General features: G+C 73.1%; 29 protein-coding genes. 18 read left to right on the top strand and 11 right to left on the bottom strand.

The window, feature by feature from the left end; translation table 11 throughout:
* Nucleotides 1-47 precede the first annotated feature (47 nt).
* The 5 genes from folK to SVTN_RS16905 all read right to left on the bottom strand — a co-directional run bounded on the left by folK (nucleotide 48) and on the right by SVTN_RS16905 (nucleotide 4,371).
* On the bottom strand, nucleotides 48-647 hold the full coding sequence (gene folK / locus SVTN_RS16925; protein WP_041129851.1) for a 2-amino-4-hydroxy-6-hydroxymethyldihydropteridine diphosphokinase: 600 nt from the start codon (nucleotides 645-647) through the stop codon (nucleotides 48-50).
* Entirely contained in the window at nucleotides 644-1,003 is a 360-nt protein-coding gene (gene folB / locus SVTN_RS16920; protein WP_017240053.1) for a dihydroneopterin aldolase, read from the bottom strand. The genes folK and folB overlap by 4 nt, the downstream gene beginning before the upstream one ends.
* A gap of 121 nt (nucleotides 1,004-1,124) precedes the next feature.
* Nucleotides 1,125-1,544: a nuclear transport factor 2 family protein gene (locus SVTN_RS16915; RefSeq protein WP_245727916.1), complete on the bottom strand. Its 420-nt coding sequence runs from the start codon at nucleotides 1,542-1,544 to the stop codon at nucleotides 1,125-1,127.
* 65 nt (nucleotides 1,545-1,609) lie between these two features.
* Nucleotides 1,610-2,473, bottom strand: a complete 864-nt coding sequence (folP, locus tag SVTN_RS16910) for a dihydropteroate synthase (protein ID WP_041129849.1) — start codon at nucleotides 2,471-2,473, stop codon at nucleotides 1,610-1,612.
* 50 nt (nucleotides 2,474-2,523) lie between these two features.
* Complete coding sequence (locus SVTN_RS16905; RefSeq protein ID WP_174518265.1) at nucleotides 2,524-4,371, bottom strand: phosphatidylglycerol lysyltransferase domain-containing protein; 1,848 nt, start codon at nucleotides 4,369-4,371, stop codon at nucleotides 2,524-2,526.
* Between the two features lie 165 nt (nucleotides 4,372-4,536).
* On the opposite strand from SVTN_RS16905, the gene SVTN_RS16900 reads away from it, so the two are divergent.
* Complete coding sequence (locus SVTN_RS16900; protein ID WP_041129847.1) at nucleotides 4,537-5,649, top strand: alpha/beta hydrolase; 1,113 nt, start codon at nucleotides 4,537-4,539, stop codon at nucleotides 5,647-5,649.
* Here the strand turns inward: SVTN_RS16900 and SVTN_RS16895 are convergent.
* A complete protein-coding gene (locus tag SVTN_RS16895) occupies nucleotides 5,646-6,677 on the bottom strand; it encodes an ABC transporter ATP-binding protein (protein WP_041129846.1) in 1,032 nt (343 codons plus the stop codon). The two genes, SVTN_RS16900 and SVTN_RS16895, sit on opposite strands and share 4 nt — an antisense overlap.
* A 143-nt stretch (nucleotides 6,678-6,820) precedes the next feature.
* On the opposite strand from SVTN_RS16895, the gene SVTN_RS16890 reads away from it, so the two are divergent.
* The 4 genes from SVTN_RS16890 (at nucleotide 6,821) to SVTN_RS16875 (ending at nucleotide 10,334) form a co-directional block, all read left to right on the top strand.
* On the top strand, nucleotides 6,821-7,507 hold the full coding sequence (locus SVTN_RS16890) for an ABC transporter permease (protein WP_041129845.1): 687 nt from the start codon (nucleotides 6,821-6,823) through the stop codon (nucleotides 7,505-7,507).
* Nucleotide 7,508: 1 nt separating this feature from the next.
* Complete coding sequence (locus SVTN_RS16885; RefSeq protein WP_041129844.1) at nucleotides 7,509-8,183, top strand: ABC transporter permease; 675 nt, start codon at nucleotides 7,509-7,511, stop codon at nucleotides 8,181-8,183.
* Between the two features lie 5 nt (nucleotides 8,184-8,188).
* Nucleotides 8,189-9,187, top strand: coding sequence for an ABC transporter substrate-binding protein (locus SVTN_RS16880; protein WP_041129843.1), 999 nt, complete (start codon nucleotides 8,189-8,191; stop codon nucleotides 9,185-9,187).
* Nucleotides 9,188-9,317: 130 nt separating this feature from the next.
* Nucleotides 9,318-10,334, top strand: a complete 1,017-nt coding sequence (locus SVTN_RS16875; protein WP_041129842.1) for a hypothetical protein — start codon at nucleotides 9,318-9,320, stop codon at nucleotides 10,332-10,334.
* 353 nt (nucleotides 10,335-10,687) lie between these two features.
* Here the strand turns inward: SVTN_RS16875 and SVTN_RS16870 are convergent, their stop codons facing one another.
* Entirely contained in the window at nucleotides 10,688-11,830 is a 1,143-nt protein-coding gene (locus tag SVTN_RS16870; protein WP_041129841.1) for an NADH-quinone oxidoreductase subunit D, read from the bottom strand.
* A 147-nt stretch (nucleotides 11,831-11,977) separates the two neighbouring features.
* Entirely contained in the window at nucleotides 11,978-13,075 is a 1,098-nt protein-coding gene (locus tag SVTN_RS16865; protein WP_041129840.1) for an SAM-dependent methyltransferase, read from the bottom strand.
* 96 nt (nucleotides 13,076-13,171) lie between these two features.
* Here SVTN_RS16865 and SVTN_RS16860 point away from each other — a divergent pair, with 96 nt between their 5' ends.
* Nucleotides 13,172-14,374: a sensor histidine kinase gene (locus tag SVTN_RS16860; RefSeq protein WP_041129839.1), complete on the top strand. Its 1,203-nt coding sequence runs from the start codon at nucleotides 13,172-13,174 to the stop codon at nucleotides 14,372-14,374.
* A 22-nt stretch (nucleotides 14,375-14,396) separates the two neighbouring features.
* Complete coding sequence (locus SVTN_RS16855; protein WP_041129838.1) at nucleotides 14,397-15,071, top strand: response regulator; 675 nt, start codon at nucleotides 14,397-14,399, stop codon at nucleotides 15,069-15,071.
* A gap of 62 nt (nucleotides 15,072-15,133) precedes the next feature.
* Here the strand turns inward: SVTN_RS16855 and SVTN_RS16850 are convergent, their stop codons facing one another.
* Complete coding sequence (locus SVTN_RS16850) at nucleotides 15,134-16,222, bottom strand: DUF5937 family protein (RefSeq protein ID WP_041129837.1); 1,089 nt, start codon at nucleotides 16,220-16,222, stop codon at nucleotides 15,134-15,136.
* A gap of 132 nt (nucleotides 16,223-16,354) precedes the next feature.
* On the opposite strand from SVTN_RS16850, the gene SVTN_RS16845 reads away from it, so the two are divergent.
* Nucleotides 16,355-16,558, top strand: a complete 204-nt coding sequence (locus tag SVTN_RS16845) for a hypothetical protein (protein WP_041129836.1) — start codon at nucleotides 16,355-16,357, stop codon at nucleotides 16,556-16,558.
* A gap of 3 nt (nucleotides 16,559-16,561) precedes the next feature.
* Here SVTN_RS16845 and SVTN_RS16840 read toward each other — a convergent pair whose 3' ends face one another.
* The gene (locus SVTN_RS16840) at nucleotides 16,562-17,743 is read right to left on the bottom strand and encodes a threonine aldolase family protein (RefSeq protein ID WP_052499162.1); all 1,182 of its coding nucleotides are present in this window, start codon (nucleotides 17,741-17,743) and stop codon (nucleotides 16,562-16,564) included.
* 126 nt (nucleotides 17,744-17,869) lie between these two features.
* Between SVTN_RS16840 and SVTN_RS16835 the strand changes: the two genes are divergently transcribed.
* The 10 genes from SVTN_RS16835 (at nucleotide 17,870) to SVTN_RS16790 (ending at nucleotide 25,870) form a co-directional block, all read left to right on the top strand.
* Nucleotides 17,870-18,835, top strand: coding sequence for a Rossmann-like and DUF2520 domain-containing protein (locus SVTN_RS16835; protein WP_052499161.1), 966 nt, complete (start codon nucleotides 17,870-17,872; stop codon nucleotides 18,833-18,835).
* Nucleotides 18,832-19,902 carry a pantoate--beta-alanine ligase gene (panC, locus tag SVTN_RS16830; protein ID WP_078908384.1) on the top strand — a complete coding sequence of 357 codons (1,071 nt, stop codon included), beginning with the start codon at nucleotides 18,832-18,834 and terminating at the stop codon, nucleotides 19,900-19,902. The genes SVTN_RS16835 and panC overlap by 4 nt, the downstream gene beginning before the upstream one ends.
* Entirely contained in the window at nucleotides 19,899-21,593 is a 1,695-nt protein-coding gene (locus SVTN_RS16825) for an L-aspartate oxidase (RefSeq protein ID WP_041129834.1), read from the top strand. Before panC ends, SVTN_RS16825 begins: the two co-directional genes overlap by 4 nt.
* Nucleotides 21,594-22,616, top strand: a complete 1,023-nt coding sequence (nadC, locus tag SVTN_RS16820) for a carboxylating nicotinate-nucleotide diphosphorylase (RefSeq protein WP_041129833.1) — start codon at nucleotides 21,594-21,596, stop codon at nucleotides 22,614-22,616.
* Entirely contained in the window at nucleotides 22,616-23,422 is an 807-nt protein-coding gene (locus SVTN_RS16815; protein WP_041129832.1) for a type III pantothenate kinase, read from the top strand. The genes nadC and SVTN_RS16815 overlap by 1 nt, the downstream gene beginning before the upstream one ends.
* A 113-nt stretch (nucleotides 23,423-23,535) precedes the next feature.
* A complete protein-coding gene (locus SVTN_RS16810; protein WP_041129831.1) occupies nucleotides 23,536-24,117 on the top strand; it encodes a hypothetical protein in 582 nt (193 codons plus the stop codon).
* Nucleotides 24,118-24,131: 14 nt separating this feature from the next.
* Nucleotides 24,132-24,302, top strand: a complete 171-nt coding sequence (locus SVTN_RS44795; RefSeq protein ID WP_041129830.1) for a hypothetical protein — start codon at nucleotides 24,132-24,134, stop codon at nucleotides 24,300-24,302.
* A gap of 124 nt (nucleotides 24,303-24,426) precedes the next feature.
* Nucleotides 24,427-24,846 carry a BlaI/MecI/CopY family transcriptional regulator gene (locus tag SVTN_RS16800; protein ID WP_052499160.1) on the top strand — a complete coding sequence of 140 codons (420 nt, stop codon included), beginning with the start codon at nucleotides 24,427-24,429 and terminating at the stop codon, nucleotides 24,844-24,846.
* A 15-nt stretch (nucleotides 24,847-24,861) separates the two neighbouring features.
* On the top strand, nucleotides 24,862-25,380 hold the full coding sequence (locus SVTN_RS16795) for an amino-acid N-acetyltransferase (protein WP_041129828.1): 519 nt from the start codon (nucleotides 24,862-24,864) through the stop codon (nucleotides 25,378-25,380).
* Between the two features lie 154 nt (nucleotides 25,381-25,534).
* Nucleotides 25,535-25,870, top strand: a complete 336-nt coding sequence (locus SVTN_RS16790) for a histone-like nucleoid-structuring protein Lsr2 (RefSeq protein WP_030324199.1) — start codon at nucleotides 25,535-25,537, stop codon at nucleotides 25,868-25,870.
* Here the strand turns inward: SVTN_RS16790 and SVTN_RS16785 are convergent.
* Nucleotides 25,849-26,436 (bottom strand): SCO3374 family protein, encoded by a 588-nt coding sequence (locus SVTN_RS16785; RefSeq protein WP_041129827.1) that lies wholly within the window; start codon nucleotides 26,434-26,436, stop codon nucleotides 25,849-25,851. The two genes, SVTN_RS16790 and SVTN_RS16785, sit on opposite strands and share 22 nt — an antisense overlap.
* Nucleotides 26,437-26,764 lie beyond the last annotated feature (328 nt).

Below are 26,764 nucleotides of genomic sequence, written 5' to 3'. Positions count from 1 at the left end.
CGGGTGTCCTTCGTGTGGTCGTCGGGCGGTCTCCCCGAGCGTAACGACTACTCCGGGAGGCGGAGTTCCAGGTCGGCGCGGGAGGTGACGCCTTCGCGGCCGAGGGCGGCGAGGAGGTCGGCCACGGGTCCGTGGCCGGGGAGCTGGGCGTCGGGGTCGACGTCGTGCCAGGGGGCGAGGACGAAGGCGCGCTGGTGGGCGCGGGGGTGCGGGAGGGTGAGGACGGGGTCCTCGGAGACCACGTCCGCGTAGGCGATGATGTCGACGTCGATGGTGCGGGCGCCCCAGCGCTCCTCGCGGACGCGGTGGAAGGCCTCTTCGACGGCGTGGGCCCGCTCCAGGAGGGAGGAGGGCGGCAGGGTCGTCCTCACGAGGGCGACGGCGTTGAGGTACGAGGGCTGGGTGCCGGGCTCGACGCCCCAGGGGGCCGTCTCGTAGACGGGGGAGACGGCTTTGACCCGGAGGCCGGGGGTGTCGCCGAGGGCGTCGATGGCGCCCTGGAGGGTCTCCAGGCGGTTGCCGAGGTTGGCGCCGAGGGCGAGGACGGCCCAGCGGGGGTTGGAGAGGGTGGTGTCGGCGGCGTCGACGGTCGCGACGACGGAGGCCGGTACGGGCTGGACGGTGGGGTCGCTCTGGGTCGGCTTCATCGTCGGCTCCGGGTGATCGTGATGGTCACGTCGTCGAAGGGCACGGTGATGGGCGCGTCCGGCTTGTGGACGACGACTTCCACCTCTTGTACCCCGGCGTGGCTGAGGCACTGCTGGGCGATGCGCTCGGCGAGGGTTTCGATGAGGTCGACGGGCTCGCCCTGGACGACGTCGACGACCTCTTCGGCGACGATGCCGTAGTGCACGGTCTTCGCCAGGTCGTCGTCGGCCGCCGCGGGGCGGGTGTCCAGGCCGAGGACCAGGTCCACGATGAAGGTCTGGCCCTCCTCGCGCTCCTTGGGGAAGACGCCGTGGTGGCCTCGGGCCTTGAGGCCGCGCAGCGCGACACGATCCACGCGAATCACTCCTGCTGTCGTAGTTCGGGTGGTCACGCAGCCGGGTGCGGACGGCCGGGTGTCCACTTCGAATCTACCTGCGGGGACCGACAGCGCTTGCCCTTGGGGGGCCGGGGGAGGGTCAGGCGGGTGGATTCGAAGCCTCGGGGCCGTCCTCCGGACCGCCCGTTTCCTCGGTGTCGCCCAGGACGGGGGAGGCGTGGTGGGACCAGATCCGCCAGCCGGCGGGTGTGCGGCGGAACACATTGGTGGCGACGACGAGCTGGCCGACGAGGGGGCCGAGTTCGGCGCCGTCCTCGGCGGGGCCGCCGCTGAGGATGTTCTCGGTGCAGGTGACGAGGGCGGTGTCGCCGGCGAGGGAGATCCGCAGGTCGGTGAGGAAGAACTGGATGTACTCGGTGTTCGCCATGATCAGGGCGTACGAGCGGAGCACCTCGCCGCGGCCGGTGAGGACGGGCCAGCCGGGGTGGACGCAGGTGATGGGGGTGGCCCCGTCGTCGAGCCAGAGGGCGGAGAGGCTTTCGAAGTCGCCGGTCTCCATGGCCTCGTAGAAGGCGGTGTTGGCGGCTTCGACGGCTGCCTCGTCGGTGGCGCGGTCCGTGCGGCTCACGCGGCTCCCTCGACGGCCCTGGCGACGCGTACGGCGTCGGCGGTGGCCCGTACCTCGTGGACGCGGACGGCCCACGCGCCCGTGTGGGCGGCGATGGCGGAGACGGCGGCGGTGGCGGCGTCGCGTTCGCGGGCGGGCGGCGGGGTGGCGCCGGGTTCGCGGGTGAGGACGTGGCCGAGGAACCGCTTGCGGGAGGCGGCGACGAGGAGGGGGCGGCCGAGGGCGCGGAGTTCGGGGAGGTGGGCGACGAGGGCCAGGTCGTGGGGGGCGAGCTTGGCGAAGCCGAGGCCGGGGTCGATGACGATCCGCTCGGGGGCGATGCCGCCGTCGATGACGGCTTCCATGCGGGTGCGGAGTTCGGTGACGACTTCGCCGACGACGTCGTCGTAGACGGCGAGGCTGTTCATGTTGTCGCTGAAGCCGCGCCAGTGCATGACGACGAAGGGGACTTCGGCGGCGGCGACGGCGGGGACCATGGCGGGGTCGGCGAGGCCGCCGCTGACGTCGTTGACGAGGGTGGCGCCGGCCGCGACGGCGGCGGCGGCGACGGAGGCGCGCATGGTGTCGACGGAGACGGTGACGCCTTCGGCGGCGAGGCCGCGGACGACGGGGACGACCCGGCGGAGTTCTTCGTCCTCGTCGACGCGGGTGGCGCCGGGGCGGGTGGACTCGCCGCCGACGTCGACGAGGTCGGCGCCCTCGGCGACGAGGTCGAGGCCGTGTTTGACGGCGGCCGTGGTGTCGAACCAGCGGCCGCCGTCGGAGAAGGAGTCGGGGGTCACGTTGACCACGCCCATGACCGCGCAGCGGTCCCACTCCGGCAGGCCCTGGGCCGTGCCCCGGTCGATCGTCGTACTCATGTGTCCAGCGTAGGGCCCAGGGGCGATATCAGGCCTCGCGGACCTCCCGGTCAGGCCGCGCGGACCTCTCGGTCGGTCGTCTGGGCGGGGACGATGTGGGTGCAGGGGCGGGGGGCCGGGGTGGGGCGCCTGCGGGTGAAGGGGCGGGGCAGGGCGAGGTTCACGAAGCCTTCGGCCTGCATGGCGGCGAAGCCGATGCGGGGGAGGTCGCGGCTCTTGCGGTAGACGACGAAGCGGGGTTCCCAGCGTGGCTGGAACTTGGCGTTGAACTTGTAGAGCGACTCGATCTGGAACCAGCGGGAGAGGAAGACGAGGAGTCCGCGCCAGACGCGCAGGACGGGGCCCGCGCCGATCTTCTCGCCGCGGGCGAGGGCGGCGCGGAACATGGCGAAGTTGAGGGACACGCGCGCGATGCCGAGGCCGGGGGAGGCCTGGAGGGCGGCGACGATGAGGAGCTCGTTCATGCCGGGGTCGGCGGAGCGGTCGCGGCGCATGAGTTCGAGGGACATGCCGTCGGGGCCCCAGGGCACGAAGTGGATGATCGCCTTGAGGTCGCCGTAGGGGGAGTCCGTATCGCCGGGTTCGTCCTCTTTGTGGGCGGTCGCTATGACGGCGTCGCCGTCGCCGGGGGCGCCGATGCGGCCGAGGGCCATGGAGAAGCCGCGTTCGGTGTCGGTGCCGCGCCAGTCGGCGGCGGCGCGGCGGACGCGTTCGAGTTCTTCGTCGTCGAGGTCACGGACCCGGCGGACCCGGGTGGTGTAGCCGTTGCGTTCGATGCGCTTGACCATTTGGCGGACGTTGCGCATGGCCCGGCCGGAGAGGGAGAAATCCGCGACGTCGACGACCGCCTCGTCGCCGAGTTCGAGGGCGTCGAGGCCGGTCTCGCGGGTCCAGACCTGGCCGCCGGTCTCGGAGCAGCCCATGACGGCGGGGGTCCAGGAGTGGGCCTTGGCCTCGTCCATGAAGCGTTCGATGGCGCCGGGCCAGGCCTCGACGTCGCCGATGGGGTCGCCGCTGGCGAGCATGACGCCGGAGACGACGCGGTAGCAGACGGCGGCCTTGCCGCTGGGGGAGAAGACGACGCCCTTGTCGCGACGGAGTGCGAAGTGGCCGAGGGAGTCGCGGCCGCCGTGCCGGTCGAGGAGGGCGCGGAGCCGGGCCTCGTCGTCGTCGGTGAGGCGGGCGGCGGGGTGTTCGGGGCGGAAGGCCAGGTAGATGGTGGTGAGGGCGGTGAGCATGCCGAGGGCGCCGAGCGAGTAGCCGACGGTCCAGTCGACGTTGCCGGTGTAGGCGACCGGGCCTTCGATGCCGAAGAGGCCGTACAGGACGTGTTCGAGGCGGTCGGCGAGGCTGGGGCTGCCGACGATGCGGTGCGGGTGGGCGCTGACGATGACGAGGCCGAGGGCGATGGATCCGGCGCCCATGACGACGAAGTTGGCGAGGGCCCGCCAGCGGCTGCGGGGGTCGGGGAGGGCGGTGAATTCACCCCGGTGGCGTACGAGGAGGGTGAGGAGGGCGAGGGAGAGGAGGGTGCCGAGGACGGAGTGGCGCCAGACGAACTGGGCGGCGGCGCCGAGGGGGAGGAGGCCGACGACGGCGCGCCAGGCGCGGCGCTTGTGGCGCTTGAGGCCGTGGGCGAGGAGCAGGAGGAGGACGCCGGCGCTCAGGGAGAGGGCGGCGGAGAGGGGGCCGAGGGTACCGGGGAGGACTTCGGCGATGGCGTGCATGCGGCTGGCACGGAACCGGGGGAAGACTCCGGCGGCGATGTCGATGAGGCCGATGAGGGTGCAGGCCGTGCCGACGAGGGCCGGGACCTTCTCGGGGCGGGGGCCACGGAGAATCCGCCGCACCCGAACAGGAACCAATCCTGATTTGTCCCCATCTACCGTGACAGACATGGCTTCCCGTACTTCCCGTGGTCCTGCGCAGGGTCTTTGACTCCGGTCGGGTCCCGCGGTGCGTTCGGCGGGCCGTCTCGGCTGGTGCGCCTTCTATGACGACGGCGTACGGGACCGGGTTCATTCGTGCACAGGAAAATCTCGGAAAGAAGGCTCGGTCGTCTCATGGGTCTCACCAGCGACAAAGTCCTCGTGTCGGCCGTCGTGCTGGCCGTGGTCCTGTTCCTGGCCACGGTCTGGCTGTGGCCGAGGCTCGCGCGGCACGGCTGGCGGCAGGTCGTGGGCCGGGTGGGGCTGCTCCTCGCCACCCAGGTGGCGCTGTTCGCGGCGGTGGGTCTCGCGGCGAACCGGTCGTTCCTCTTCTACGGCTCGTGGGCCGACCTGTTCGGGCAGGAGCAGGAGATGGGGGTGGTCGTCGACCACGCGACCGGCTCGAAGGACGTGAAGGTCGTGGGGACGCAGGCGCTGGACGTGCCGGGGGGCGGCCGTCCGTCGGTCGGGGGGCAGATCCAGAAGGTCGTGGTGGCGGGCGAGCGGTCGAAGATCGTCTCGCCGGCCTATGTGTATCTGCCGCCGGAGTACTTCCAGGCGCGGTACGCGAAGCGGACGTTCCCGGCTGCGGTGGTGCTCACGGGGTATCCGGGGACGGCGGAGAACCTGATCAAGGGGCTCAAGTATCCGAGGACGGCGTACGCCCAGGCGAAGGACGGGCGGATGCAGCCGATGATCCTGGTGATGCTGCGGCCGACGGTGGCGCCGCCGCGGGACACCGAGTGCGTGGACATCCCGGGGGGCCCGCAGACGGAGACCTTCTTCTCGGAGGACCTGCCGAAGGCGGTCTCGGGGATGTACCGGGTGGGGACGCAGCCGCGGAACTGGGGGTTCATGGGGAACTCGACGGGCGGTTACTGCGCGCTGAAGATCGCGCTGCACCACCCGGACCGGTTCGCGGCGGGGGCGGGCTTCTCCGCGTACTACAAGGCGGCGGAGGACGTCACGACCGGGGACCTGTTCCACGGGGACGACGAGCTGCGCAAGCGGGGTGACCTGCTGTGGAGCCTGGACCACGGGCAGCAGGGGAGCTCGTCGTTCCTGGTGACGTCGTCGAAGCGGGGCGAGGGCAATCTGAAGGGGACGCGGGAGTTCATCCGGAAGGTGAAGAGCCCGGCGGAGGTCTCGTCGATCCTCCTGGAGAGCGGCGGCCACAACTTCAACACGTGGAACCGGGAGATCCCGCCGGGTCTGGTGTGGATGGCCGGGAAGCTCAGCGCGACCTAGGGCCTGTCCGGGCCTGATCCGCCGGACAGGCCCTGGCTCTCCGAGGGTGCCGAGGCCCGGCGCAGGGCGCGGTGGACGCCGGCCGGGGTGAGGACGCCGAGCGGCCGGCCGTCGTCGCCGGTGACGGTGAGGCGGCCGGTGTCGTGCTGGAGGAGCACGGCGAGGGCGTCCTTGAGGGAGGTCCCGAGGGGTACGGGGGCGGGGGCGCCGTCCGCGCCCCCGCCGGGGCCGGTCACGGGGTCGAGGCCGGGTGCGGGGTCGAGGTCGGCCTCGGTGACGGGGGTGACCGCGAGCCGCTTGAGGCCGCGGTCGCTGCCGACGAAGTCCGCGACGTACGGGGTGGCGGGGGAGCCGAGGACGGTGGCGGGCGTGTCGAACTGTTCGATGCGGCCCTGCCCGTAGACGGCCATGCGGTCGCCCATGCGGACGGCCTCCTCGATGTCGTGGGTGACGAGGAGGACGGTCTTGCGGACGGTGGCCTGGAGCGCGAGGAACTCGTTCTGGAGGCGCTCGCGGACGACCGGGTCGACGGCGCCGAAGGGCTCGTCCATGAGGAGGACGGGCGGGTCGGCGGCGAGGGCGCGGGCGACGCCGACGCGCTGGCGCTGGCCGCCGGAGAGCTGGGCGGGGTAGCGGGAGCCGTACACGGCCGGGTCGAGGCCGACGAGGTCGAGGAGTTCGGCCGCACGCGCGCGTGCGGCGGCCTTCTTCCAGCCGAGGAGGGCGGGGACGGTCGCGGTGTTGTCGAGGACCGTGCGGTGGGGGAAGAGCCCGACCTGCTGGATGACGTAGCCGATCTTGCGGCGCAGGGCGACCGGGTCGACGCCGGCGATGTCCTTCCCGTCGACGAGGACGCGGCCCGAGGTCGGCTCGACGAGCCGGTTGACCATCATCATCGTGGTCGTCTTGCCGCAGCCGGACGGGCCGACCAGGGTGACGAGTTCGCCCTCGGCGACCTCGAAGGAGAGGTCGTCGACGGCGGTGGTGCCGTCGTCGTACCGCTTGGTCACGCGTTCGAACCGGATCATGGTTCCCCATTCTGTCCCCTGCTCGCCGGGGGCGTGTGAAGGGCGTGTTGCCGCATTGTGGCGGATCCCGGGGATTGTCGGTGGCGGGGGTTAGGGTCGTCACACAAGCGTTCGGGAGGGTGGACGAACCGGGGGGAGGGACGATGGGCGCGCCGAACTGTCTGGTCACGAACGACTGGATCTGCGGTGAGTATCTGCGCACGCGCGGCGAGGAGTTGACGGACGCACTGCTCCAGCATGTGGGAATCACGGTCGCGTCGGTGCTGATCGCGCTCGCCGTCGCGGTGCCCCTGGCGCTGCTCGTCCGCGCCCGGCCCCGGTTCGCCGGCCCGGTCCTCGGCCTGACCACCCTGCTCTACACGGTGCCGTCGCTCGCGATGTTCTCGCTGCTGCTGCCCTTCTTCGGACTCTCGGCGGCGCTCGTCGTGACCGGCCTCGTGCTGTACGCCCTGACGATCCTCGTACGGAACACCCTGGCGGGGCTCGCGGCCGTGCCCGCCGAGACGCGGGAGGCCGCCCGGGGCATGGGGTACGGCTCGCTGCGACTGCTCTGGCAGGTCGAACTCCCGCTGGCGCTCCCGGTCCTGATGGCGGGCATACGGATGGCGACGGTCTCCACGATCGCGCTGACGACGGTCGGCTCCGTCGTCGGCCGCGGCGGCCTGGGCAACCTCATCGAGGACGCGCTGCCGACCTTCTTCAAGGCGCAGATGCTCGCCGCCTCGGTCCTCTGCGTGCTGCTCGCCGTCACCGCCGACCTGCTGCTCCTGGGCCTCCAGCGGCTGTTGACGCCGTGGGCCCGGATACGGACCGCGCCGGGAGGTGAGTGAGGTGGGGGTCGTGACGGATGCCTGGGCCTGGCTCACCACCGGCGCGCACTGGACGGGCGAGGACGGCATCGGGCAGCGGCTCGCCGAGCACGTGTACGTGAGCGGGGCCGCGCTCCTGATCGCCTCGGCGCTCGCGCTTCCCCTCGGCCTGTGGCTCGGCCACCTCGGCCGGGGAGGGGCGCTCGCGGTGAACGTGTCGAACGTGGGGCGGGCGATCCCCGTCTTCGCGGTGCTCGCCCTGTTCATGGTGTCGCCCCTGCGGAACGCCGGCTATGTGCCGACGGTGGTGGCCCTGGTGCTGTTCGCGATGCCCCCGCTGCTCACCAACGCGTACGTGGGGGTGCGGGAGGTCGACCGGGCCGCCGTGCGGGCCGCACGGGGCATGGGGATGACGGGCGGTCAGATCTTCCGGCGGGTCGAACTCCCGCTGGCCCGGCCGGTGGTGATGACCGGGATTCGTTCGGCCGCCGTGCAGGTGGTCGCCACGGCGACGGTCGCCGCGATGGTCGGACAGGGCGGCCTGGGCCGGATCATCACGGCCGGCTTCGCCACGTACGACACCGCGCAGGTGGTCGCGGGCGCCGTGCTGGTGGCGCTGCTCGCCCTCCTGGTGGAGGGCGTCCTGGTGGCCGCGGACCGCCTTTTCGCACACGACAGAAGACTTACCGAACGCTGACTGGGATGGGTGATCTCGTGAACAGGGTCTCGCGTATCGCGGGCGCGCTGCTGGGGACGGCGGCGCTGACCGCCGCCCTCGCGGCGTGCGGCGGCGACAGCCTGGAGGAGGGCAAGAAGAAGGACTCCGGGAGCTCCGGCGGGTCCGGTGGCGGGGAGAAGGGCTCGCTGGTGGTCGGCGCGGCCGCCTTCACGGAGGCCAAGGTCCTCGCCGAGCTGTACGCGCAGTCGCTGCGGGCCGCCGGATACTCGGTGTCGATCACCACGGTGAAGAATCGCGAACTGTACGAACCTTCCCTGGAGAAGGGCGAGATCGACGTCGTCCCGGAATACGCGGCGACGGTCGCGGAATTCCTCAACGCGAAGGTGAACGGGCCGAAGGCGCCCGAGGACAAGCCGGTCGCCTCGGGCGACGTGACGGCCACCGTCGACGCGCTGCGGAAGCTCGCCGAACCGCGCGGTCTGAAGGTGCTCGAGGCCGGAGCGGCGGTCGATCAGAACGCCTTCGCGGTGACGAAGGAATTCGCCGGGAAGAACAAGCTGACGACGCTTTCCGATCTCGGCCGCGCGAAGCTGAAGGTGAAGATCGCCGCCGGTGACGAATGCGCGGTGCGGCCCTTCTGCGCGCCCGGTCTGAAGAAGACGTACGGGATCGACGTGGCCGGGATCGACCCCAAGGGCGTCGGTACGCCGCAGGCCAAGCAGGCGGTGAAGGACGGGGTGGACCAGCTGGTCCTGACGACCACCACGGACGCCACCATCGACGGCTACGGCCTCGTCCTCCTCACCGATGACAAGAAGCTGCAGAACGCCGACAACGTGCTGCCCGTGGTCAACGCCAAGGACGCCGGCTCTCCGGAGATAGCCGCCGCGCTCGACGGCATCACCAAGGTGCTGACCACAGCGGATCTCGCCGAACTCAACCGCAAGGTGGATGCCGAGCGGGCGAAGCCGGAGGACGTCGCCAAGGAGTATCTGGAGACGAAGGGGCTGCTCAAGAAGTAGACGGCGGGGGAGGGGAGTCGGCCCGAAACGGAACCGGAACCATGGATATCCACTTCTGGTGGCGAGAAGTGGACAAGAGATTGCCGGGCCGACGCCCCACATGACGCCTACGCACGGTAAATTTCAGGCCATGCCACGTGGACGCCACCGCCATTCCCCGCCTCTGCACAAGCTGCTGCCGCCCTCCGCGGTCGCCGGCGCCGCGGTCGTGTGCGCCGCGGCCGCCTGGCTGCCCGGCGACCCGGTGATCGCGAGGCTGCTCGCGGCCGCGGCGGCCGCCGCCGCCGTCACCGGCGCCGTCCTCATGCGCAGTTGGGACCGGAGCGCCGGCCTGAAGGTCGCCGAGCTCGACCGGGCCCGCGCCGCCGAGGTGTGGAAGGCCGAGGAGCGGACCGCCGAGCTGGAGGCCGACCTGGAGGAGTCCCGGGCGCTGCGCTCCCGGCTCGACGCCAAACTCCGCGCCAAGCGCGTGGAGCTCGCCGGGCTGCGCGGCGAGCACGCCGATCTGCTCCGCCGGTACGCCACCGCGGAGACCGAGCGCGCCAGCGCCCTGGAGGGCCGCCGCGTCCTCGCCCTGGAGACGAGCGCCGCCGCCGGAGCCGAGGCCAAGGCGCTGCCGGCCGCCGGCTCCACGCCCACCCCGGAGGCCTTCCGCCGCGCCGCCCAGGCGCTGCGCGACCTCCCGCGCAACGCCGCGGCCCAGCAGGCCCGCCGTACGGCCGAGGCGGCCCGCGCCCGCGACCTCGCCGAGCGCGCCCGCGAGACGGAGGAGCCGCAGGGGAAGCACGCGGCGGCCGCCGGAACCGAGCAGCACACCCGTACGGCCGCCACCGCTCCCGCGCTCCCGCCCGCCTCCACCGCGCTGTCGACGGTGCCGGTCGCGGCCGCGATCGTGCCGTACGCGGCCCGCAGGCCCGCCCCGCGCCCCGAGGGCGGCTTCGACTTCTTCGGTACGCAGAAGGCCGCGGCCGCCATCGAGGCCGTGCAGAACACCGACCTCGCCGACGTCGTGGGCGAGGAGGTCCTGGCCGCCGGGACGCTCACGGCGGTGCCGCCGCGGGCGATCGGCCAGGTCATCGACCTGACGGCCCACGACGAAACGGAACAACTGGACGTGGCGGAACTCCGCGGCGCGGTCAACTCGTAACACCCCACCAGCATGGGCCCGCACCCGGCTGGGCCTGCGCCCCGCGCCCCGTGTGGGCCCGCGCCCGCTGCCGTGTGGGCAATCGTCCCGCTGGGGCGGGACGGGTGGGCACACGGGACGGCGCCCCCAGCCGGGCCTAGGCTTCCGCGCCTGGACCCGCACCGACCGAGCGCCGTGCACGGGGTGCGGGTTCAGGCGCGGGAGCCTCGGGCGCCGGCAGGGCGCGGGTCCGTTGTGCCCACCCGTTCCGCCCCAGCGGAACGACTGCCCACAACGGGGGCGGCGGGGGCGCACCGCCCCGGGCGGGCACCGCCCACAACGGCGGGGCGCAGGCCCACAACGGGGGCGGCGGGTTACTTGTCGATGTCGCCGACGACGAAGAACAGCGAGCCCAGGATCGCCACCATGTCCGCGACCAGCGTCCCCGGCAGCAGCTCCACCAGCGCCTGGATGTTGTTGAACGACGCCGAGCGCAGCTTCAGCCGGTACGGCGTCTTCTCGCCCTTGGACACCAGGTAGTAGCCGTTGACGCCGAGCGGGTTCTCGGTCCAGGCGTACGTGTGGCCCTCCGGCGCCTTGAGCACCTTCGGCAGCCGCTGGTTGATCGGGCCCGGCGGCAGCTCGGCCATCCGGTCCAGGCAGGCGTCCGCCAGGTCCAGGGAGTTGTGCGTCTGGTCGAGCAGGCACTCGAACCGGGCGAGGCAGTCGCCCTCCTGCCGCACGGCGACCTTCAGGGTGTCCTGGAGCTCCCCGTACGCGAGGTACGGCTCGTCGCGGCGCAGGTCGAAGTCGACGCCCGAGGCGCGGGCGATGGGCCCGGACACCCCGTACGCGTGGACGGTCTCCGGGCTGAGGACGCCGACCCCGCGCGTACGGCCCCGGAAGATCTCGTTGCCGAGGACGAGACGGTCGTAGACGTCCATCCGCGAGCGGACGTCGGCGACAGCGGCGCGGGCCCGCCCCAGCCAGCCGGCGGGCAGGTCCTCCTTGAGGCCGCCGACCCGGTTGAACATGTAGTGCATCCGGCCGCCGGAGACCTCCTCCATCACCGCCTGGAGCTCCTCGCGTTCCCGGAAGGCGTGGAAGACGGGGGTGATGCCGCCGAGTTCGAGCGGGTACGAGCCGAGGAACATCAGGTGGTTGAGGACCCGGTTCAGCTCGGCGAGGAGCGTCCGCGTCCACACAGCCCGCTCCGGGACCTCCATGCCGAGCATCCGCTCGACGGCCATGACCACGCCGAGTTCGTTGGAGAAGGCGGACAGCCAGTCGTGGCGGTTGGCCAGCATGATGATCTGCCGGTAGTCCCGCGCCTCGAAGAGCTTCTCGGCGCCCCGGTGCATGTAGCCGATCACCGGCTCGGCGTGCCGGACGACCTCGCCGTCGAGCACGAGCCGGAGCCGGAGCACGCCGTGGGTCGAGGGGTGCTGCGGCCCGATGTTCAGCACCATGTCGGTGCTCTCCGCCGCGCCGCCGATTCCGACCGTCGTCTCCGTCATGCGGCCAGTATCCCCTGCCGCCCCGGGCCCCCGGACTCCTGCCCGGAGGACGGACGGGGGCGTCCCCGGGGCACCAGGACCCGCCCGTCCCCCGGGCACCAGGACCCGCCGGCTCAGCGGACCCGCCGGCTCAGCGGGTGCGGCAGCTCAGCGGCCGCCGGCCGGCGGGACCCGCTGGGTCAGCCAGAGGAAGTCGCCGAGACCGCCGCGGGCGGTGAGCTCGGCCGCCTCGCCGGCGGAGGCGAGCGCGCGGACGTACCCGGCGGGGTCGGTGGAGGCGAGCGCGAGCGGCGGCCGCTGCCCGGACACCCCGAGCCCCCGCAGCGCCTCCCGCTGTGTGACGAGCTCGGCGCCGGGGAGCCCGGCGAAGGGGCCGTCGGCCGTGCGGCCGATGCCCGAGGAAGCGCCGTCCGTACGGCCCGCGCTTCCGCTGCCGTACGCGCCCGCGTGAGTGCCCGTACCGTCCCCGGTCCCCGCCGGGAGGCCCCCGCACGCGTCCAGGGCCACGTGGGACGTCAGGTCGCAGCTGCCGTCCGGGACCGGGGGGACCTCTCGGCCCGCGCGGAAGCCGGTCAGGGTGCCGAAGGGCGGCCGGGAGGCCCGTACGTGCGCGTAGTCGACGGCCACCGCCCGGCCCGCCACCAGGGAGGCGACCGCCGCCGCCCAGGCCTCGTCGCGGGGCCGCCCGATCTCGGCCCGCGCGCCCGGCTCCCGCAGCGGCCACCAGCGGGCCAGCCAGTCGGCGTCCGGGCCGGTGACGGGCGCGCCGAGCCGCTCCGTGCCGTCCGGCGCGACCTCCACGTACCGGACCGTGCCCGTCGGGTCCGCCTCCGCGATGTCCACCGGCACGTTGTCGAGCCACTCGTTCGCGAAGAGCAGTCCGCGCACACCCTGCGGCATCCGGTCCGTCCACTCCACCCGTGGGTCGAGCCCGGCCGGGCGGGCGGCGCGCTCGACCGCGTACGCCCGTACCGAGAGCGAGGAGCCGACGGCCGCGAGCACCGAGGTCAGCAGTTCACCGCGCCCCGCGCCCACGTCCACCAGGTCGACCTCGGCCGTCCCCAGCTCCTCCGCGACCTCGCCGAGCAGCCGGGCCACGGCCGCCGCGAAGAGCGGGGAGGCGTGCACCGAGGTGCGGAAGTGCCCCGCCGGGCCCTCGGGGCGCAGATAGAAGCCCCCGGGGCCGTACAGCGCCCGTTCCGTGGCCTCCCGCCACCCCTGCCACTGACACGTCTCATCCGTCACGTGCCCCAGTCTCCACCTCGGGGAGTACGGGTCCCGCGCCAAGGATCGACCCCACGGTTGATCCGTGCACTGTCCCCTTTCCCTACTCTGGGTGACGTGCAGCGCCTCTACGACTTCATCCGCAGACACCCGACGGGCGTCGACGTCTTCTGGGCCGTCGTCCTCCTCGGGTTCTCCCTGCTGTGGGTGGGGACGACCCTCCCGGCGGTCGACAACCCCGTCGCGTACGGCCTGGTGGCCGCGCTGTTCTCCCTGGTCGTGGCCCTGCGCCGGCGTGCCCCGGAGAAGATGCTGCTGCTCGCGGTCGGCCTCGGCCTGGTCCAGCTCGGGCTCGGCCTGACGCCGTTCATGGCCGACTTCGCCATGCTCGTGATCATCTTCACGGTCGCGGCGCACGACGGACCCCGCTGGGCGTCCCGGCTCGCGCTCACCGGCGGACTCAGCGCCTCCACGCTCTCCCAGCTCAGATGGCCCATGGAGGCCCCTGGCTCGGACGCGGCCAAGGTGTTCTTCACGATCATCATGACCGTGCCGTTCGCCCTCGCCTGGGTCCTCGGCGACTCGCTCCGCACCCGCCGCGCCTACTTCGCGCAGCTGGAGGAGCGGGCCTCCCGCCTGGAGCAGGAGCGCGAGGCGCAGGCCAAGGTCGCGGTCGCCGCCGAGCGGGCCCGGATCGCCCGCGAGCTGCACGACGTCGTCGCGCACAACGTGTCGGTGATGGTGGTCCAGGCCGACGGCGCCGCCTATGTCATGGACTCCTCCCCGGAGACCGCCAAGCAGGCCCTGGAGACGATCTCCACGACGGGCCGGCAGGCGCTCGCAGAGATGCGCAGACTCCTCGGGATCCTGCGCACCGGAGAGCACCAGGAGGCCGGGGAGTACGTGCCGCAGCCCGACGTCCAGCAGATCGAGGACCTCGTGGAGCAGGTCAGGGACGCCGGTCTCACCGTCGACTTCGCGATCGAGGGGAGCCCGCGCCCGCTGCCCAGCGGCGTCGAGCTCACCGCGTACCGGATCGTGCAGGAGGCCCTGACCAACACGCGCAAGCACGGCGGTCCCGACGCCGGCGCCAGCGTGCGTCTCGTCTACTTCGACGACGGTCTCGGCCTGCTCGTCGAGGACGACGGCCGGGGCGCCCCGCAGGAGATGTACGAGGACGGCGGCGCCGACGGGCGGGGCCACGGTCTGATCGGCATGCGCGAGCGGGTCGGCATGGTCGGCGGCACCCTGGACGCGGGTCCGCGTCCGGGCGGCGGTTTCCGGATCAGCGCCCTGCTCCCCCTCAAGCCCGCTCACTGACGACCCCTAAGGAACTGACCTGATGTCCATCCGCGTGATGCTCGTCGACGACCAGGTGCTGCTGCGGACCGGTTTCCGCATGGTGCTCGCCGCCCAGCCGGACATGGAGGTCGTGGCGGAGGCGGGCGACGGGGTGGAGGCCCTGGAGGCGCTGCGTTCCACGGCGGTCGACGTCGTCCTGATGGACGTGCGCATGCCGAAGCTGGACGGGGTGGAGACGACCCGGCGGATCTGCTCGGAGCCGGACGCCCCGAAGGTGCTGATCCTGACGACGTTCGACCTCGACGAGTACGCGTTCTCGGGCCTGAAGGCGGGCGCGAGCGGCTTCATGCTGAAGGACGTGCCGCCGGCGGAGCTGCTCGCCGCGATCCGCTCGGTGCACAGCGGCGACGCGGTGGTGGCGCCCTCCACCACGCGCCGGCTTCTGGACCGCTTCTCGCCGATGCTGCCGTCCTCGGGCAAGGAGCCCGAGCACAAGGAGCTGGGGCGTCTGACGGAGCGGGAGCGCGAGGTGATGATGCTGGTCGCGCAGGGCCTGTCGAACGGCGAGATCGCCGCCCGGCTCGTCCTCTCCGAGGCGACGGTGAAGACGCACGTGGGCCGCATCCTGACCAAGCTGGGCCTGCGCGACCGGGTCCAGGTGGTGGTCCTGGCGTACGAGACGGGCCTGGTCCGGGCGGGCGGCGGCGCGGTCTAGCGGCCCTGCCGGCCGCGCCCGGCGTAGCCGCTACCGCAGCACCGACTCCAGGACCGCCAGTCCTACCGCAGCACCGACTCCAGGAAGTCGCTGCCGAGTCGGGCGACGACGGACACGTCGAGCTGGTGGTGCACGTACCGGCCGCGGCGCTGGGTGATGATCAGCCCGGCCTTCTTCAGGACCGCGAGGTGGCGGGAGACCTCGGGGGCGGTGATGTTGTACGCGTCGGCCAGCTCGCTCGTCGTGCTGGAGCCGCGCGCCAGGCTGCGGCAGAGCCGCATCCGCATGGGGTGGGCGACGGCCTCCAGACGCAGCTTCACCGCCTCGACGGAGGCCGCGCCGCCGAGGTCGCGGGCCGGGATCGGGTACTGGATCACGGGCTGCCAGCCGGGGGTGTACAGGGCGAAGAGGTGCGGCCAGCCGAAGGCCGTCGGCAGGAACGTCACGGCGGAGCCCTCGGCGCTGGCCCGGCCCTGGACCAGCTTGTCGATGACGATCCGGGAGCCCTGCTCGTCCTCCTCCAGGCTCATCGCGGGGGAGGCGTCGGCGACGGCCTCGGCGAGCCCCTTGCGGCGCATCAGCTCGGTCTTGTGGCGGGCGTCGGCGGCGAGCTGCAGCCGGACGCGGCTCCAGGTGTCCGCGAAGAAGGCCTCGTCGCAGTCCTCCAGGAGCCGCCGGATCCACGCGCGCGTGCCGGGCGGGTCGGCCAGCATCCGTTCCACGAACGAGGCCTGGCGCGGGCCGCGCGCGGCGGCCAGGTCGAGGGCGCGGCGGCGCATCCGCTCGTCGACGAGCGGGGAGGGCGCGCCGTCCGCGTAGTGGCTGTTGCAGGAGATCTCCAGGGCGGAGCCGACGAACTTCTCGTCGTCCATGCGGTCGAGGTCGTCCAGCTCCTCCGCGAGGGTCTCCCGGGGCTGCGGCGGCAGCAGGATGTCCGAGCGGGTGTTGTTCCACATGAAGTCGGCCTCGATGAGCCGGTCCGCGAGCTCCGGCTTCAGCGCCGCCGTCGTCGTGGTGGTCCAGGCGTGCAGCCGCGGGTGGTGGGCGGGCACGGCCAGGGTGTGCAGGGCGGAGCCCAGCTCGGCCAGCGGCGAGGGGCAGAAGGTGATCCGCTCGTGCGGCAGTCCGGTGATGTCGATGGTCACGCTCACCCGTCCATGGTGCGGGGTGGGGCGGGGGAGCTGTCGTCCCGTTTGACGGGGGCCGTCAATCGACGGGTCCCGGATTGACGGGGGCCGTCAATCCGGGGGTCGGACCGTGGCGGCGCGGCGCACGGTGGGGACATGAACGCGCTGCACCAGTACCTCTTCGACACCCATCGCGCCGCCCGGCTCGGCGAGCCGATGCCGCCGGCGCCCGGTACCCACGACGTGGCCGTGTTCCGGGCCGTCCGCGACCGCCGCCGCTTCGAACGGGTGGTGGCGGGCCGCCCGGCGCGCGGCGCCGTCCGCGCGGCCCTGCACCGATGGCTGCGCCCCGCCCGCTGAGGGTCACCTCTCGACGCGCGCGAGGAAGTCCCGTACCGCCTCCTTCACGTCCTCCGCCGTCCACTCCAGACCGGACCCCGCGACCGTCAGCTCCGTGATCGCCACTCCCGGCGGGCCGCCCGCGCCCGGGGCGGACCAGCGGCGGAAGAAGGCGGTGCCGGTGTCCTCGGTCTGGGCGAGGGCCGCCGCCGTCAGGGCGTCCGGGTCGTACGGCAGCCAGACCTGGAACTGGTGGGTGTGCGGGGTCTCCGGGTGGACGCGGAACCAGCCGGTGTCCGCCTCCGCGAGTGCCTCCCGGACCGCGTCGGCCACCATGCGCGCGTGCGTCACGTACGAGGGCAGCCGGGGCAGCTCGACGTCCAGGCCCCGGAGCGCGGAGAGCGCCGCCGGGTACTGCTGGAAGACCATCCCGCCGTACCGGTGGCGCCAGACCCTGGCCTCCTCCATGACCTCATCGGAGCCGGCGAGCGCGGCCCCGGACATGCCGCCGAGGGACTTGTAGAACGAGACGTACACGCTGTCGGCGAGCCCCGCGATCTCCGCGAGGCCGCGGCCGAAGTGCGTCGTGGTCTCCCACAGCCGGGCCCCGTCGAAGTGGACCACCGCGTCCCGTTCCCGGGCCGCCTCCACGACCTCGGTCAGCTCCTCCCAGGACGGCAGCACGAAGCCGGCGTCCCGCAGCGGCAGCTCCAGCATCAGCGTCCCGAAGGGTTCGGGGTGGTCCCGTACCTCCTCGGCGGTCGGCAGCCGGGGCGCGTCGGTCGGGTGGACCGTGCGGAGCCCGGAGACGACGCCGAACGCCCCGCTCTCGTGGACCTCGGGGTGGGCGATCGGGTGGAGGGCGACGACGGGGTTGCCGGTGCGCCCGGCCCAGCAGCGCAGCGCCACCTGCTGGGCCATGGTGCCGGTCGGGAAGAAGACGGCGGCGGGGAGGCCGAGCTCCTCGGCGACGCGTCGTTCGAGTTCCTCCACGAGCCCGTTCCCGTACATGTCGAGCTGGGCCTCTCCGTGGCCGGCGGCCTCCGCCCAGGCGGCCAGCTCGCGCAGCCGCGCCCCGACCGTGCCGTCGACCGAGGTGTGCCACAGGCTGCGCTCGGCGCCGCCCCACACCTTCGCCCGGTGGAGCCGGGCCGCTTCCTCGTCCACAGGAGTCTCCACGGGAGTCACGGGGGTCACAGGGTTCATGGGCCGATCATCACACCACCGCCCACACCCTGTGGACAGGCCACGGGACACCGTGAACCGCTGGCGTAGCATGACCAGAAATCGTCCGGTACCCGCCGAGGACTGGAACGGAAGGCCGTCCCCACCGTGAACGCACCAGCAGCGCCAGAGCCCAGGGCATCGGAGCCCCGGGCCGAGGACCGACCCGCTCGGCTCACCGTCGGAGTCGTCGGCGCAGGGCGGGTGGGCCCCGCCCTCGCCGCCTCGCTCCGGCTCGCCGGGCACCGCCCCGTCGCCGTCTCGGCGGTCTCCGACGCCTCGCGGCGGCGCGCCGCCGAGCTCCTGCCCGACGTCCCGGTCGTCGAGCCCGCCCGTGTCCTCGCCCTCGCCGACCTGGTCCTGCTGACCGTGCCGGACGACGCGCTGCCGGGCCTGGTCGAGGGCCTCGCCGACACCGGAGCCGTACGGCCGGGGCAGCTGCTCGTGCACACCTCCGGGCGGTACGGGGCGCGGGTCCTGGACCCCGCCCGCCGGGCGGGTGCCCTGCCGCTCGCCCTGCACCCCGCCATGACCTTCACCGGCACCGCCGTCGACGTCCAGCGGCTCGCCGGCTGCTCCTTCGGGGTGACCGCGCCCGAGGAGCTGCGGCTCGCCGCCGAGGCCCTGGTGATCGAGATGGGCGGCGAGCCCGAGTGGATCGCGGAGGAGGCCCGGCCGCTCTACCACGCGGCCCTGGCCCTGGGCGCGAACCACCTGGTCACCCTGGTGGCCCAGTCGATGGAGCTGCTCCACAAGGCCGGGGTCGCCGCCCCCGACCGCATGCTGGGCCCGCTCCTGGGCGCGGCCCTGGACAACGCCCTGCGGTCCGGGGACGCGGCCCTCACCGGACCCGTCGCGCGCGGTGACGCCGGTACGGTCGCCGCCCACGTCGCCGAGCTGCGCAAGCACGCGCCCGGCACCGTCGCCGGCTATCTGGCGATGGCCCGCACGACCGCCGACCGGGCGCTCGCGCACGGCCTGCTCAAGCCCGAGCTGGCCGAGGACCTGCTGGGCGTGCTCGCCACCGACAGCACCACCACCGCAGCCGACGGGCCGCAAGGAGACGACCGATGACCCTGTTCGCCCGCGAGAGCGCCGAGGGCGGCCGTCCCGTCCGCCACGAGCCGGCCGAACTGCTGCCCACGGTCGAGGACCTCGACGACGCCGTGGCCCACCACGGCGCTCCCGGCCGCAACGCCGTCGTCATGACCATGGGCGCCCTCCACGAGGGCCACGCCACCCTGATCCGGGCCGCACGCGAGCGCGTGGGCGCCAAGGGCTTCGTCGTCGTCACCGTCTTCGTCAACCCGCTGCAGTTCGGCGCCGGCGAGGACCTCGACCGCTACCCCCGCACCCTCGACGCCGACCTGGAGCTGGCCTTCGAGGCGGGCGCGAGCGCCGTCTTCGCGCCCTCCGTCGACGAGGTCTACCCGGGCGGGGAGCCCCAGGTCCGGATCACCGCCGGTCCCATGGGCGAGCGCCTCGAAGGCGCCTCCCGGCCCGGCCACTTCGACGGCATGCTGACGGTCGTCGCCAAGCTGCTCCACCTGACCGCGCCCGACCTGGCCTTCTTCGGCCAGAAGGACGCCCAGCAGCTGGCCCTGATCCGCCGCATGGTCGAGGACCTGAACTTCCCCGTCGAGATCGTCGGCGTGGAGACCGTCCGCGAGACCGACGGCCTGGCCCTCTCCAGCCGCAACCGCTACCTGTCGGCCGGGGAGCGCCGGACGGCCCTCGCGCTGTCCCGCGCGCTGTTCGCGGCCCGCGAGCGGCTCGCCGCCCAGGAGGCGCTGCGCGCGCGTGCCACCGCGCTGCCGGGCGCCCAGGGCCGGGCCGAGAACCGCGCCGAGGCCCTGTCGCGGCTCGGCGAGGCCCGGGCCGCCGCCGACGCCCACGCGGTCGCGCAGGCCGCCGAGGGCGGCGCCGCCGGGGCCGTACGGGCAGCCGCCCGCGCCGTCCTGGACGAGGCGGCGAAGGCCGAGCCGCCGCTCACCCTCGACTACCTGGCCCTCGTGGACCCGGCCGACTTCACCGAGGTCGCCGACGGCCATGACGGGGAGGCGATCCTCGCCGTCGCCGCGCGCGTGGGGAGCACGCGGCTCATCGACAACATCCCCCTGACCTTCGGAGCCGCCAAGTGACCGGAATACGGCTGCACGCGCCCACCCCGGGCTGGTCCATCGACGCCGACGTCGTCGTGGTCGGCTCCGGGGTCGCCGGGCTCACCGCCGCCCTGCGCTGCACCGCCGCCGGGCTCCGTACGGTCGTCGTCACCAAGGCCCGGCTCGACGAGGGCTCCACCCGCTGGGCCCAGGGCGGCATCGCGGCCGCGCTCGGCGAGGGCGACACCCCCGAGCAGCACCTCGACGACACCCTCGTCGCCGGTGCGGGCCTCTGCGACGAGGACGCCGTGCGGCTGCTCGTCACCGAGGGCCCGGGCGCCGTCCGCCGCCTGATCGCGACCGGCGCCGACTTCGACAAGACCGCCGAGGGCGAGATCGCGCTGACCCGGGAGGGCGGCCACCACCGCCGCCGGATCGCCCACGCGGGCGGGGACGCGACCGGCGCCGAGATCTCCCGCGCCCTGGTCGAGGCGATACGGGACCGGGGCGTGCGCTTCATCGAGCACGCCCTCGTCCTGGACCTCCTGACGGACGCCGAGGGCCGCACGGCGGGCGTGACCCTGCACGTCATGGGCGAGGGGCAGCACGACGGCGTCGGCGCGGTCCACGCGCCCGCGGTGGTCCTCGCCACCGGCGGCATGGGCCAGGTCTTCTCCGCCACCACCAACCCGGGCGTCTCCACCGGCGACGGCGTCGCGCTCGCGCTGCGCGCCGGGGCCGAGGTCTCCGACCTGGAGTTCGTCCAGTTCCACCCGACGGTGCTGTTCCTCGGGGCCGGCTCCGAGGGCCAGCAGCCGCTGGTCTCCGAGGCGGTACGGGGCGAGGGAGCCCACCTGGTCGACGCCGACGGGGTCCGCTTCATGCTCGGGCAGCACGAGCTGGCCGAGCTGGCGCCCCGGGACATCGTCGCCAAGGCGATCACCCGCCGGATGCAGGAGAACGGCACCGACCACATGTACCTCGACGGCCGTCACTTCGGCGCCGAGATGTGGGCGGAGCGCTTCCCGACGATCCTGGCGGCCTGCCGTTCCCACGGCATCGACCCGGTGACGGAGCCGATCCCGGTCGCCCCCGCCGCCCACTACGCCTCCGGCGGCGTCCGCACGGACCTGCACGGCCGGACCACCGTGCCGGGCCTGTACGCGTGCGGGGAGGTCGCCTGCACGGGCGTCCACGGCGCCAACCGGCTCGCCTCGAACTCGCTCCTGGAGGGCCTGGTCTTCGCCGAGCGGATCGCCGAGGACATCACGGCCGCCGCCCCGCGCGTGCCGGGCGCCCCGGTGCCGCACCCGGCCCCGGTGACCCTGCCGCTGCCCGTGGCCGGCGCCCGGACCCGTATCCAGCGGATCATGACGGCCGGCGCGGGCGTGCTCCGCTCGGAGGCCAGCCTGCGGGAGGCCGCCGAGGCCCTCGAAGCCCTGCACGGCGACGCCCTGGCGGGCGGCGACGACGACAGCAAGGCGGCCGAGCCGGGCGTGGACTCCTGGGAGACCACGAACCTGCTGTGCGTCGCCCGGGTCCTGGTCGCCGCGGCCCGCCGCCGCGAGGAGACCCGCGGCTGCCACTGGCGCGAGGACTGCCCCGACCGGGACGACGCGCAGTGGCGCAGGCACCTCGTCGTCCACCTCACCCCGGAGCGGACCCTCGACGTCCGCACCACCGACACCTTCGACTTTCCCCCCACCCTCGACGCCCCCAGGGAGCCGTAAGTGAGCACGCCCGAGGAAGCCCGTCCCGAGCCCGTGGACGTCCCTCTCATCCAGATCAACGCGGTCTCCTCCGAGGAGGAGCCCGGCGGCTGCGGCGACGGCTGCGGCTGCGGTGACGGCGAGGAGTTCGAGTGCGGTCTCGACCCCGCGCTCGCGCAGCTGCTCGCCGACGCCGGTCTCGACCCGATCCAGGTCGAGGACATCGCCCACCTCGCGATCGCCGAGGACCTCGACGGCGGGGTCGACGTGACGACCGTGGCGACCGTCCCCGAGGACGCCGTCGCCACCGCCGACTTCACCGCCCGCGAGGCCGGTGTCGTGGCCGGTCTGCGGGTCGCCGAGGCCGTCCTGTCGATCGTCTGCACCGACGAGTTCGAGGTCGAGCGGCACGTCGAGGACGGCGAGCGCGTCGAGGCCGGGCAGGTGCTCCTGAGCGTCACCGCCCGCACCCGCGACCTGCTCACCGGCGAGCGCAGCGCGCTCAACATCCTGTGCCGCCTCTCCGGCATCGCCACCGCCACGCGCGCGTGGGCGGACGCCCTGGAGGGCACGAACGCGAAGGTCCGCGACACCCGCAAGACGACGCCGGGCCTGCGCGCCCTGGAGAAGTACGCGGTCCGCTGCGGCGGCGGCGTCAACCACCGCATGTCGCTCTCCGACGCGGCCCTGGTGAAGGACAACCACGTGGTGGCGGCCGGCGGCGTCGCCGAGGCCTTCAAGGCCGTCCGCGAGCTGTTCCCGGAGGTGCCGATCGAGGTCGAGGTCGACACGATGCACCAGGTCCGCGAGGTGCTGGACGCGGGCGCCGACCTGATCCTGCTCGACAACTTCACCCCGATCGAGACCGAGGAGGCCGTCGCCCTGGTCGCGGGCCGCGCCGTCCTGGAGTCCTCGGGCCGGCTGACCCTGGAGAACGCGGCGGCGTACGCGGCGACCGGCGTCGACTACCTGGCGGTCGGCGGCCTCACCCACTCCTCCCCGATCCTCGACATCGGCCTCGACCTGCGCGAGGTGCGCTCCTGATGCTGCTCACCATCGACGTCGGCAACACGCACACGGTGCTCGGTCTCTTCGACGGCGAGGAGATCGTCGAGCACTGGCGGATCTCCACGGACCCGAGCCGCACCGCCGACGAGATGGCGGTCCTGCTCCAGGGCCTCATGGGCATGCACCCGCTGCTCGGCGTCGAGCTGAGCGACGGCATCGAGGGGATCGCCATCTGCGCGACGGTCCCCTCGGTGCTGCACGAGCTGCGCGAGGTGACCCGCCGGTACTACGGGGACGTGCCGGCGGTCCTCGTGGAGCCGGGCGTCAAGACGGGGGTGCCGATCCTCACGGACAACCCCAAGGAGGTCGGCGCCGACCGCATCATCAACGCGGTCGCGGCCGTCGAGCTGTACGGCGGCCCGGCGATCGTCGTGGACTTCGGCACGGCGACGACGTACGACGCGATCACCGTGCGCGGCGAGTACGCGGGCGGGGCGATCGCGCCGGGCATCGAGATCTCGGTGGAGGCCCTGGGCGTCAAGGGCGCCATGCTCCGCAAGATCGAGCTCGCCCGGCCGCGCAGCGTGATCGGCAAGAACACGGTCGAGGCCATGCAGTCGGGCATCGTCTTCGGGTACGCGGGCCAGGTCGACGGCGTGGTGGCCCGGATGAAGCGCGAGCTGGTCGGGCCGAAGGGCGACCCCTCCGACGTCACGGTGATCGCGACCGGCGGCCTGGCGCCGATGGTCCTCGCCGACTCGAAGGAGATCGACGAGCACGAGCCCTGGCTGACCCTGATCGGCCTGCGCCTGGTCTACGAGCGGAACGTCTCCCGCATGTGAGGCCCGCGGCCGGGGGTGATCATTCCGGCGCGCCGGAATGATCGCTAAGAGGAAATTGTCCGATTAGCGCGTATCGTCGGCCCATGCCCACGCCATACGGATCCCGCGGCGGCATGGCGTTCAGCGCGGACGAGCTGCGTGTGCTCCGCCGTGCCCTTGCCATCGCCCTCCACCCTGCCCCCCTCCAGGACGCGGACGTCCAGGACTGCCTGCGCCTGACCGAATCCGTGGACGAGGCCGTACGCGAGGCCGGCCGGCTGCGCGCCTTCCTCCTCGGCGACCTGGTCCGCTACCGCGAGGCGCTGCCCGGGTCCCTCAGCGGCTACCTGGAGCTCCTCCGGGACGCCCTGGCCGCCGGCTACGACCCCGACGCGGACGACCTCTCCGCCCTGCGCGCGCTGCGCCGCAACCCGGCCGCCGCCGAGCTGCTCGACCGCTGCCAGGTCCTCGCCGAGCGCTCCGTACGCGCGCGCCTGGCCCGGGTCTCCCAGGCCACCGCCTCGACCGCGGCGGGCGCGCCCTCCGTCTCCCGGGCCCGGCTGCTCGCCCTGCCCGGCGGGCGCGCGGCGGCCGACGGACCCAAGCCGAAGCCGCCCGCCCCGGCCGAGCGCCCGGTCCCCAAGCCCTCCGAGGTGTTCCCGCCACGCCGACGCCCCGTTCCGCCGCCCCCGCCCGAGGAGAGGGCTGCCGGATAGCTACTCTGGACGGCATGGACTACGTATCCGCGCTCGTGCCCCCCGTGGTGATGGCCGCGTTCTTCATCGCCCTCGTCACCGTGATCGTCAAGAGCCAGGGCGGCCCGAACAAGGCCAAGGAGGACGCGGTCGTGGACGCCGCCCTCGCCCGTGCCGAGGCCGCCCGCCAGGCGGACGGCTCCTAGTCCGTCCCGTACCGCAGTGCCGAGGGTGTGCGACCGCTTCCGGTCGCGCACCCTTTTTGTCGTTCTCGGGTCGTTCTGGGCGGCAATAGCCGTTTATTGCCCTTTCTCCCACTAGGGTGGCATTGTGCCCCGCCCCTTGGGAGAACTCGAAGACGCCGTCATGACGCGCGTCTGGCAATGGAACCGTCCGGTCACCGTCCGGGAAGTCCTGGAAGACCTCCAGCAGGAACGGTCCATCGCCTACACCACCGTCATGACCGTCATGGACAATCTCCATCAGAAGGGCTGGGTCCGCAGGGAGGTCGAAGGCCGCGCCTATCGATATACGGCGGTCTCCACCCGCGCCGCCTACTCGGCCGCACTGATGAACGAGGCCTGGGCGCAGAGCGACAACCCCGCCGCCGCACTCGTCGCCTTCTTCGGCATGATGTCGCCGGAACAGCGGGAGTCGCTGAACGACGCCATCCGGATCGTCCAGCGCGACAACCCGCTCCCCGCCACCCCGCGGGAGGGCGAGGGTGACGAAGGGACGCCCCGCCCGTAGCGATAGCGTCCCCCCATGTCGACCCCCGCCAAAGCCGTCACCGTACGCAGGGCCCGCACCAGCGATGTGCCCGCGGTCCGCCGTCTCGTCGATCCTTTCGTGCAGCGCGGCATCCTGCTCGACAAGGCGACCGTGACCCTTTACGAGTCCATCCAGGAGTTCTGGGTCGCGGAACGCGACGAGGACGCCGTCGTCGTCGGCTGCGGCGCACTCCACGTCATGTGGGAAGACCTCGCCGAAGTCCGCACTCTCGCCGTCGATCCCGAGTTCAAGGGAGCCGGCGTCGGACATCAGGTGCTGGACAAGTTGTTGCACACCGCCCGATGGCTCGGGGTGCGGCGGGTATTCTGCCTGACCTTCGAAGTCGACTTCTTCGCGAAGCACGGCTTCGTCGAGATCGGCGAGACCCCGGTCGACGGAGATGTCTACAGCGAGCTCCTGCGTTCCTATGACGAGGGAGTCGCCGAGTTCCTCGGTCTCGAACGAGTGAAGCCGAACACCTTGGGCAACAGCCGGATGCTTCTGCACCTGTGACGGGGAAGCCCGGGGATCCTCTCGCGGAACCCTATGTCCGAATCGCGCACGTTTCCCGCGTTGCCGGGGATCTGAACCTCTCCCAGGGGTTTGTGTTTTTCCCGGAAAAGCGGTTTCCTTTCCGCGTACTGCATTTTCGATGAAAGGAAATCCGGTGGCACAGAAGGTTCAGGTCCTTCTTGTCGACGACCTCGACGGCGTCGAGGCGGACGAGACCGTGACGTTCGCGCTGGACGGCAAGACCTACGAGATCGACCTCACCACCGCCAACGCGGAAAAGCTCCGTGGCCTGCTCGAGCCGTACACCACGAGCGGTCGCCGCACCGGCGGCCGCACCACCGGCGGCCGCGGCAAGGGCCGCGCCGTGGCGACGGGCAGCCAGGACACCGCGAAGATCCGCGCGTGGGCCAAGGAGAACGGCATGAACGTCAACGACCGCGGTCGCGTTCCCGCCGACATCAAGGCCGCCTACGAGGACGCGAACCGCTGAGGCGAAAGCTGCTGAGCCGCCCCGCGGGTACGGGCACTCAGCAGCCGTACCCGGTGGCACTCCGCCGCGGCGGCGGCCACGAGACGCACCAGACAGGGGGCACCCGCAACGCCCCACGGCGCGGACCGCAGCGCCGGCAGCGAGGGCTCGACCTCGCGACCCGGCGCGGGCGCCCGCAGCCACACCGCGGCGCCCGGCGCGCCGGATCCGCCCCGCCCCGGGGGAAGGGGTGCGGTCATCCGGCCGTCGGCACCGAGGGCCGCGAGATCCAACGCGATCCCGCCCCACTCCAGCCAGTCGAGCAGTCCCGGCAGCTCCTCCGCGCTCCCCGCGGCCACGAGCAGGGCCATCCGGTGCCCTAGCAGGGCTACCGGACCCGTCGCGGCGCCCATCCGGCGCAGCACGCCCCGGCCGGCCTCGGCGGGCAGTTCCAGGACGTCGAAGCGCAGCCCCGTGACCAGACCCACCGGCGGGCCCGCCACCGTGGCCCAGCCGAGCTCGTCCTCGTACCACCGCGCGATCCCGCCGTCGGGCGGCGTGCGGGGCAGCGGGACGGTGAAGACCATGCAGGGGGAACTCCCGCGAGGGCGCGTTGGTTACGCCCGCGGTGACGCGCGGCCCCCGGCGAAAGTGACGCACGGCCCCCGGCGAAGGTGCCACACGACCCCGGCGAAGGTGACACACGGTCTCCCGGTGGACGCGCAAGGTGTCCGGGATGGGGCGTACGCGTGCATTCGGCAGCGCAAGGGTGTTCGCTGGTAGCGGAGGGAACCAGGGTGCGCCGCATGGAGTGTCAGTGCTTACGGGTAAGACATTCCTAGTGGGAAGGGGCGACTCGCGGGCTTCGGCGTCTCACGTTCGCCATCGGCGTACTGATGGCACGGGTAACTACTT

Source organism: Streptomyces vietnamensis (assembly GCF_000830005.1).
Taxonomy (GTDB): Bacteria; Actinomycetota; Actinomycetes; order Streptomycetales; family Streptomycetaceae; genus Streptomyces; species Streptomyces vietnamensis.
This window is presented reverse-complemented; position numbering and strand designations above follow the sequence as displayed.

Excerpts from the sequence above, each read along its gene's own strand:
- SVTN_RS16900 (WP_041129847.1), top strand. The coding sequence starts at position 4,537 with ATGGGTCTCACCAGCGACAAAGTCCTCGTGTCGGCCGTCGTGCTGGCC.
- folP (WP_041129849.1), bottom strand. The coding sequence starts at position 2,473 with ATGAGTACGACGATCGACCGGGGCACGGCCCAGGGCCTGCCGGAGTGG.
- SVTN_RS16795 (WP_041129828.1), top strand. The coding sequence starts at position 24,862 with ATGTCGACCCCCGCCAAAGCCGTCACCGTACGCAGGGCCCGCACCAGC.
- SVTN_RS16855 (WP_041129838.1), top strand. The coding sequence starts at position 14,397 with ATGTCCATCCGCGTGATGCTCGTCGACGACCAGGTGCTGCTGCGGACC.
- SVTN_RS16915 (WP_245727916.1), bottom strand. The coding sequence starts at position 1,544 with ATGGAGACCGGCGACTTCGAAAGCCTCTCCGCCCTCTGGCTCGACGAC.
- SVTN_RS16890 (WP_041129845.1), top strand. The coding sequence starts at position 6,821 with ATGGGCGCGCCGAACTGTCTGGTCACGAACGACTGGATCTGCGGTGAG.
- SVTN_RS16815 (WP_041129832.1), top strand. The coding sequence starts at position 22,616 with ATGCTGCTCACCATCGACGTCGGCAACACGCACACGGTGCTCGGTCTC.
- folK (WP_041129851.1), bottom strand. The coding sequence starts at position 647 with ATGAAGCCGACCCAGAGCGACCCCACCGTCCAGCCCGTACCGGCCTCC.
- SVTN_RS44795 (WP_041129830.1), top strand. The coding sequence starts at position 24,132 with ATGGACTACGTATCCGCGCTCGTGCCCCCCGTGGTGATGGCCGCGTTC.
- SVTN_RS16785 (WP_041129827.1), bottom strand. The coding sequence starts at position 26,436 with ATGGTCTTCACCGTCCCGCTGCCCCGCACGCCGCCCGACGGCGGGATC.
- SVTN_RS16875 (WP_041129842.1), top strand. The coding sequence starts at position 9,318 with ATGCCACGTGGACGCCACCGCCATTCCCCGCCTCTGCACAAGCTGCTG.
- SVTN_RS16870 (WP_041129841.1), bottom strand. The coding sequence starts at position 11,830 with ATGACGGAGACGACGGTCGGAATCGGCGGCGCGGCGGAGAGCACCGAC.
- SVTN_RS16905 (WP_174518265.1), bottom strand. The coding sequence starts at position 4,371 with ATGTCTGTCACGGTAGATGGGGACAAATCAGGATTGGTTCCTGTTCGG.
- SVTN_RS16895 (WP_041129846.1), bottom strand. The coding sequence starts at position 6,677 with ATGATCCGGTTCGAACGCGTGACCAAGCGGTACGACGACGGCACCACC.
- SVTN_RS16845 (WP_041129836.1), top strand. The coding sequence starts at position 16,355 with ATGAACGCGCTGCACCAGTACCTCTTCGACACCCATCGCGCCGCCCGG.
- SVTN_RS16880 (WP_041129843.1), top strand. The coding sequence starts at position 8,189 with ATGGGTGATCTCGTGAACAGGGTCTCGCGTATCGCGGGCGCGCTGCTG.
- panC (WP_078908384.1), top strand. The coding sequence starts at position 18,832 with ATGACCCTGTTCGCCCGCGAGAGCGCCGAGGGCGGCCGTCCCGTCCGC.
- SVTN_RS16810 (WP_041129831.1), top strand. The coding sequence starts at position 23,536 with ATGGCGTTCAGCGCGGACGAGCTGCGTGTGCTCCGCCGTGCCCTTGCC.
- SVTN_RS16840 (WP_052499162.1), bottom strand. The coding sequence starts at position 17,743 with ATGAACCCTGTGACCCCCGTGACTCCCGTGGAGACTCCTGTGGACGAG.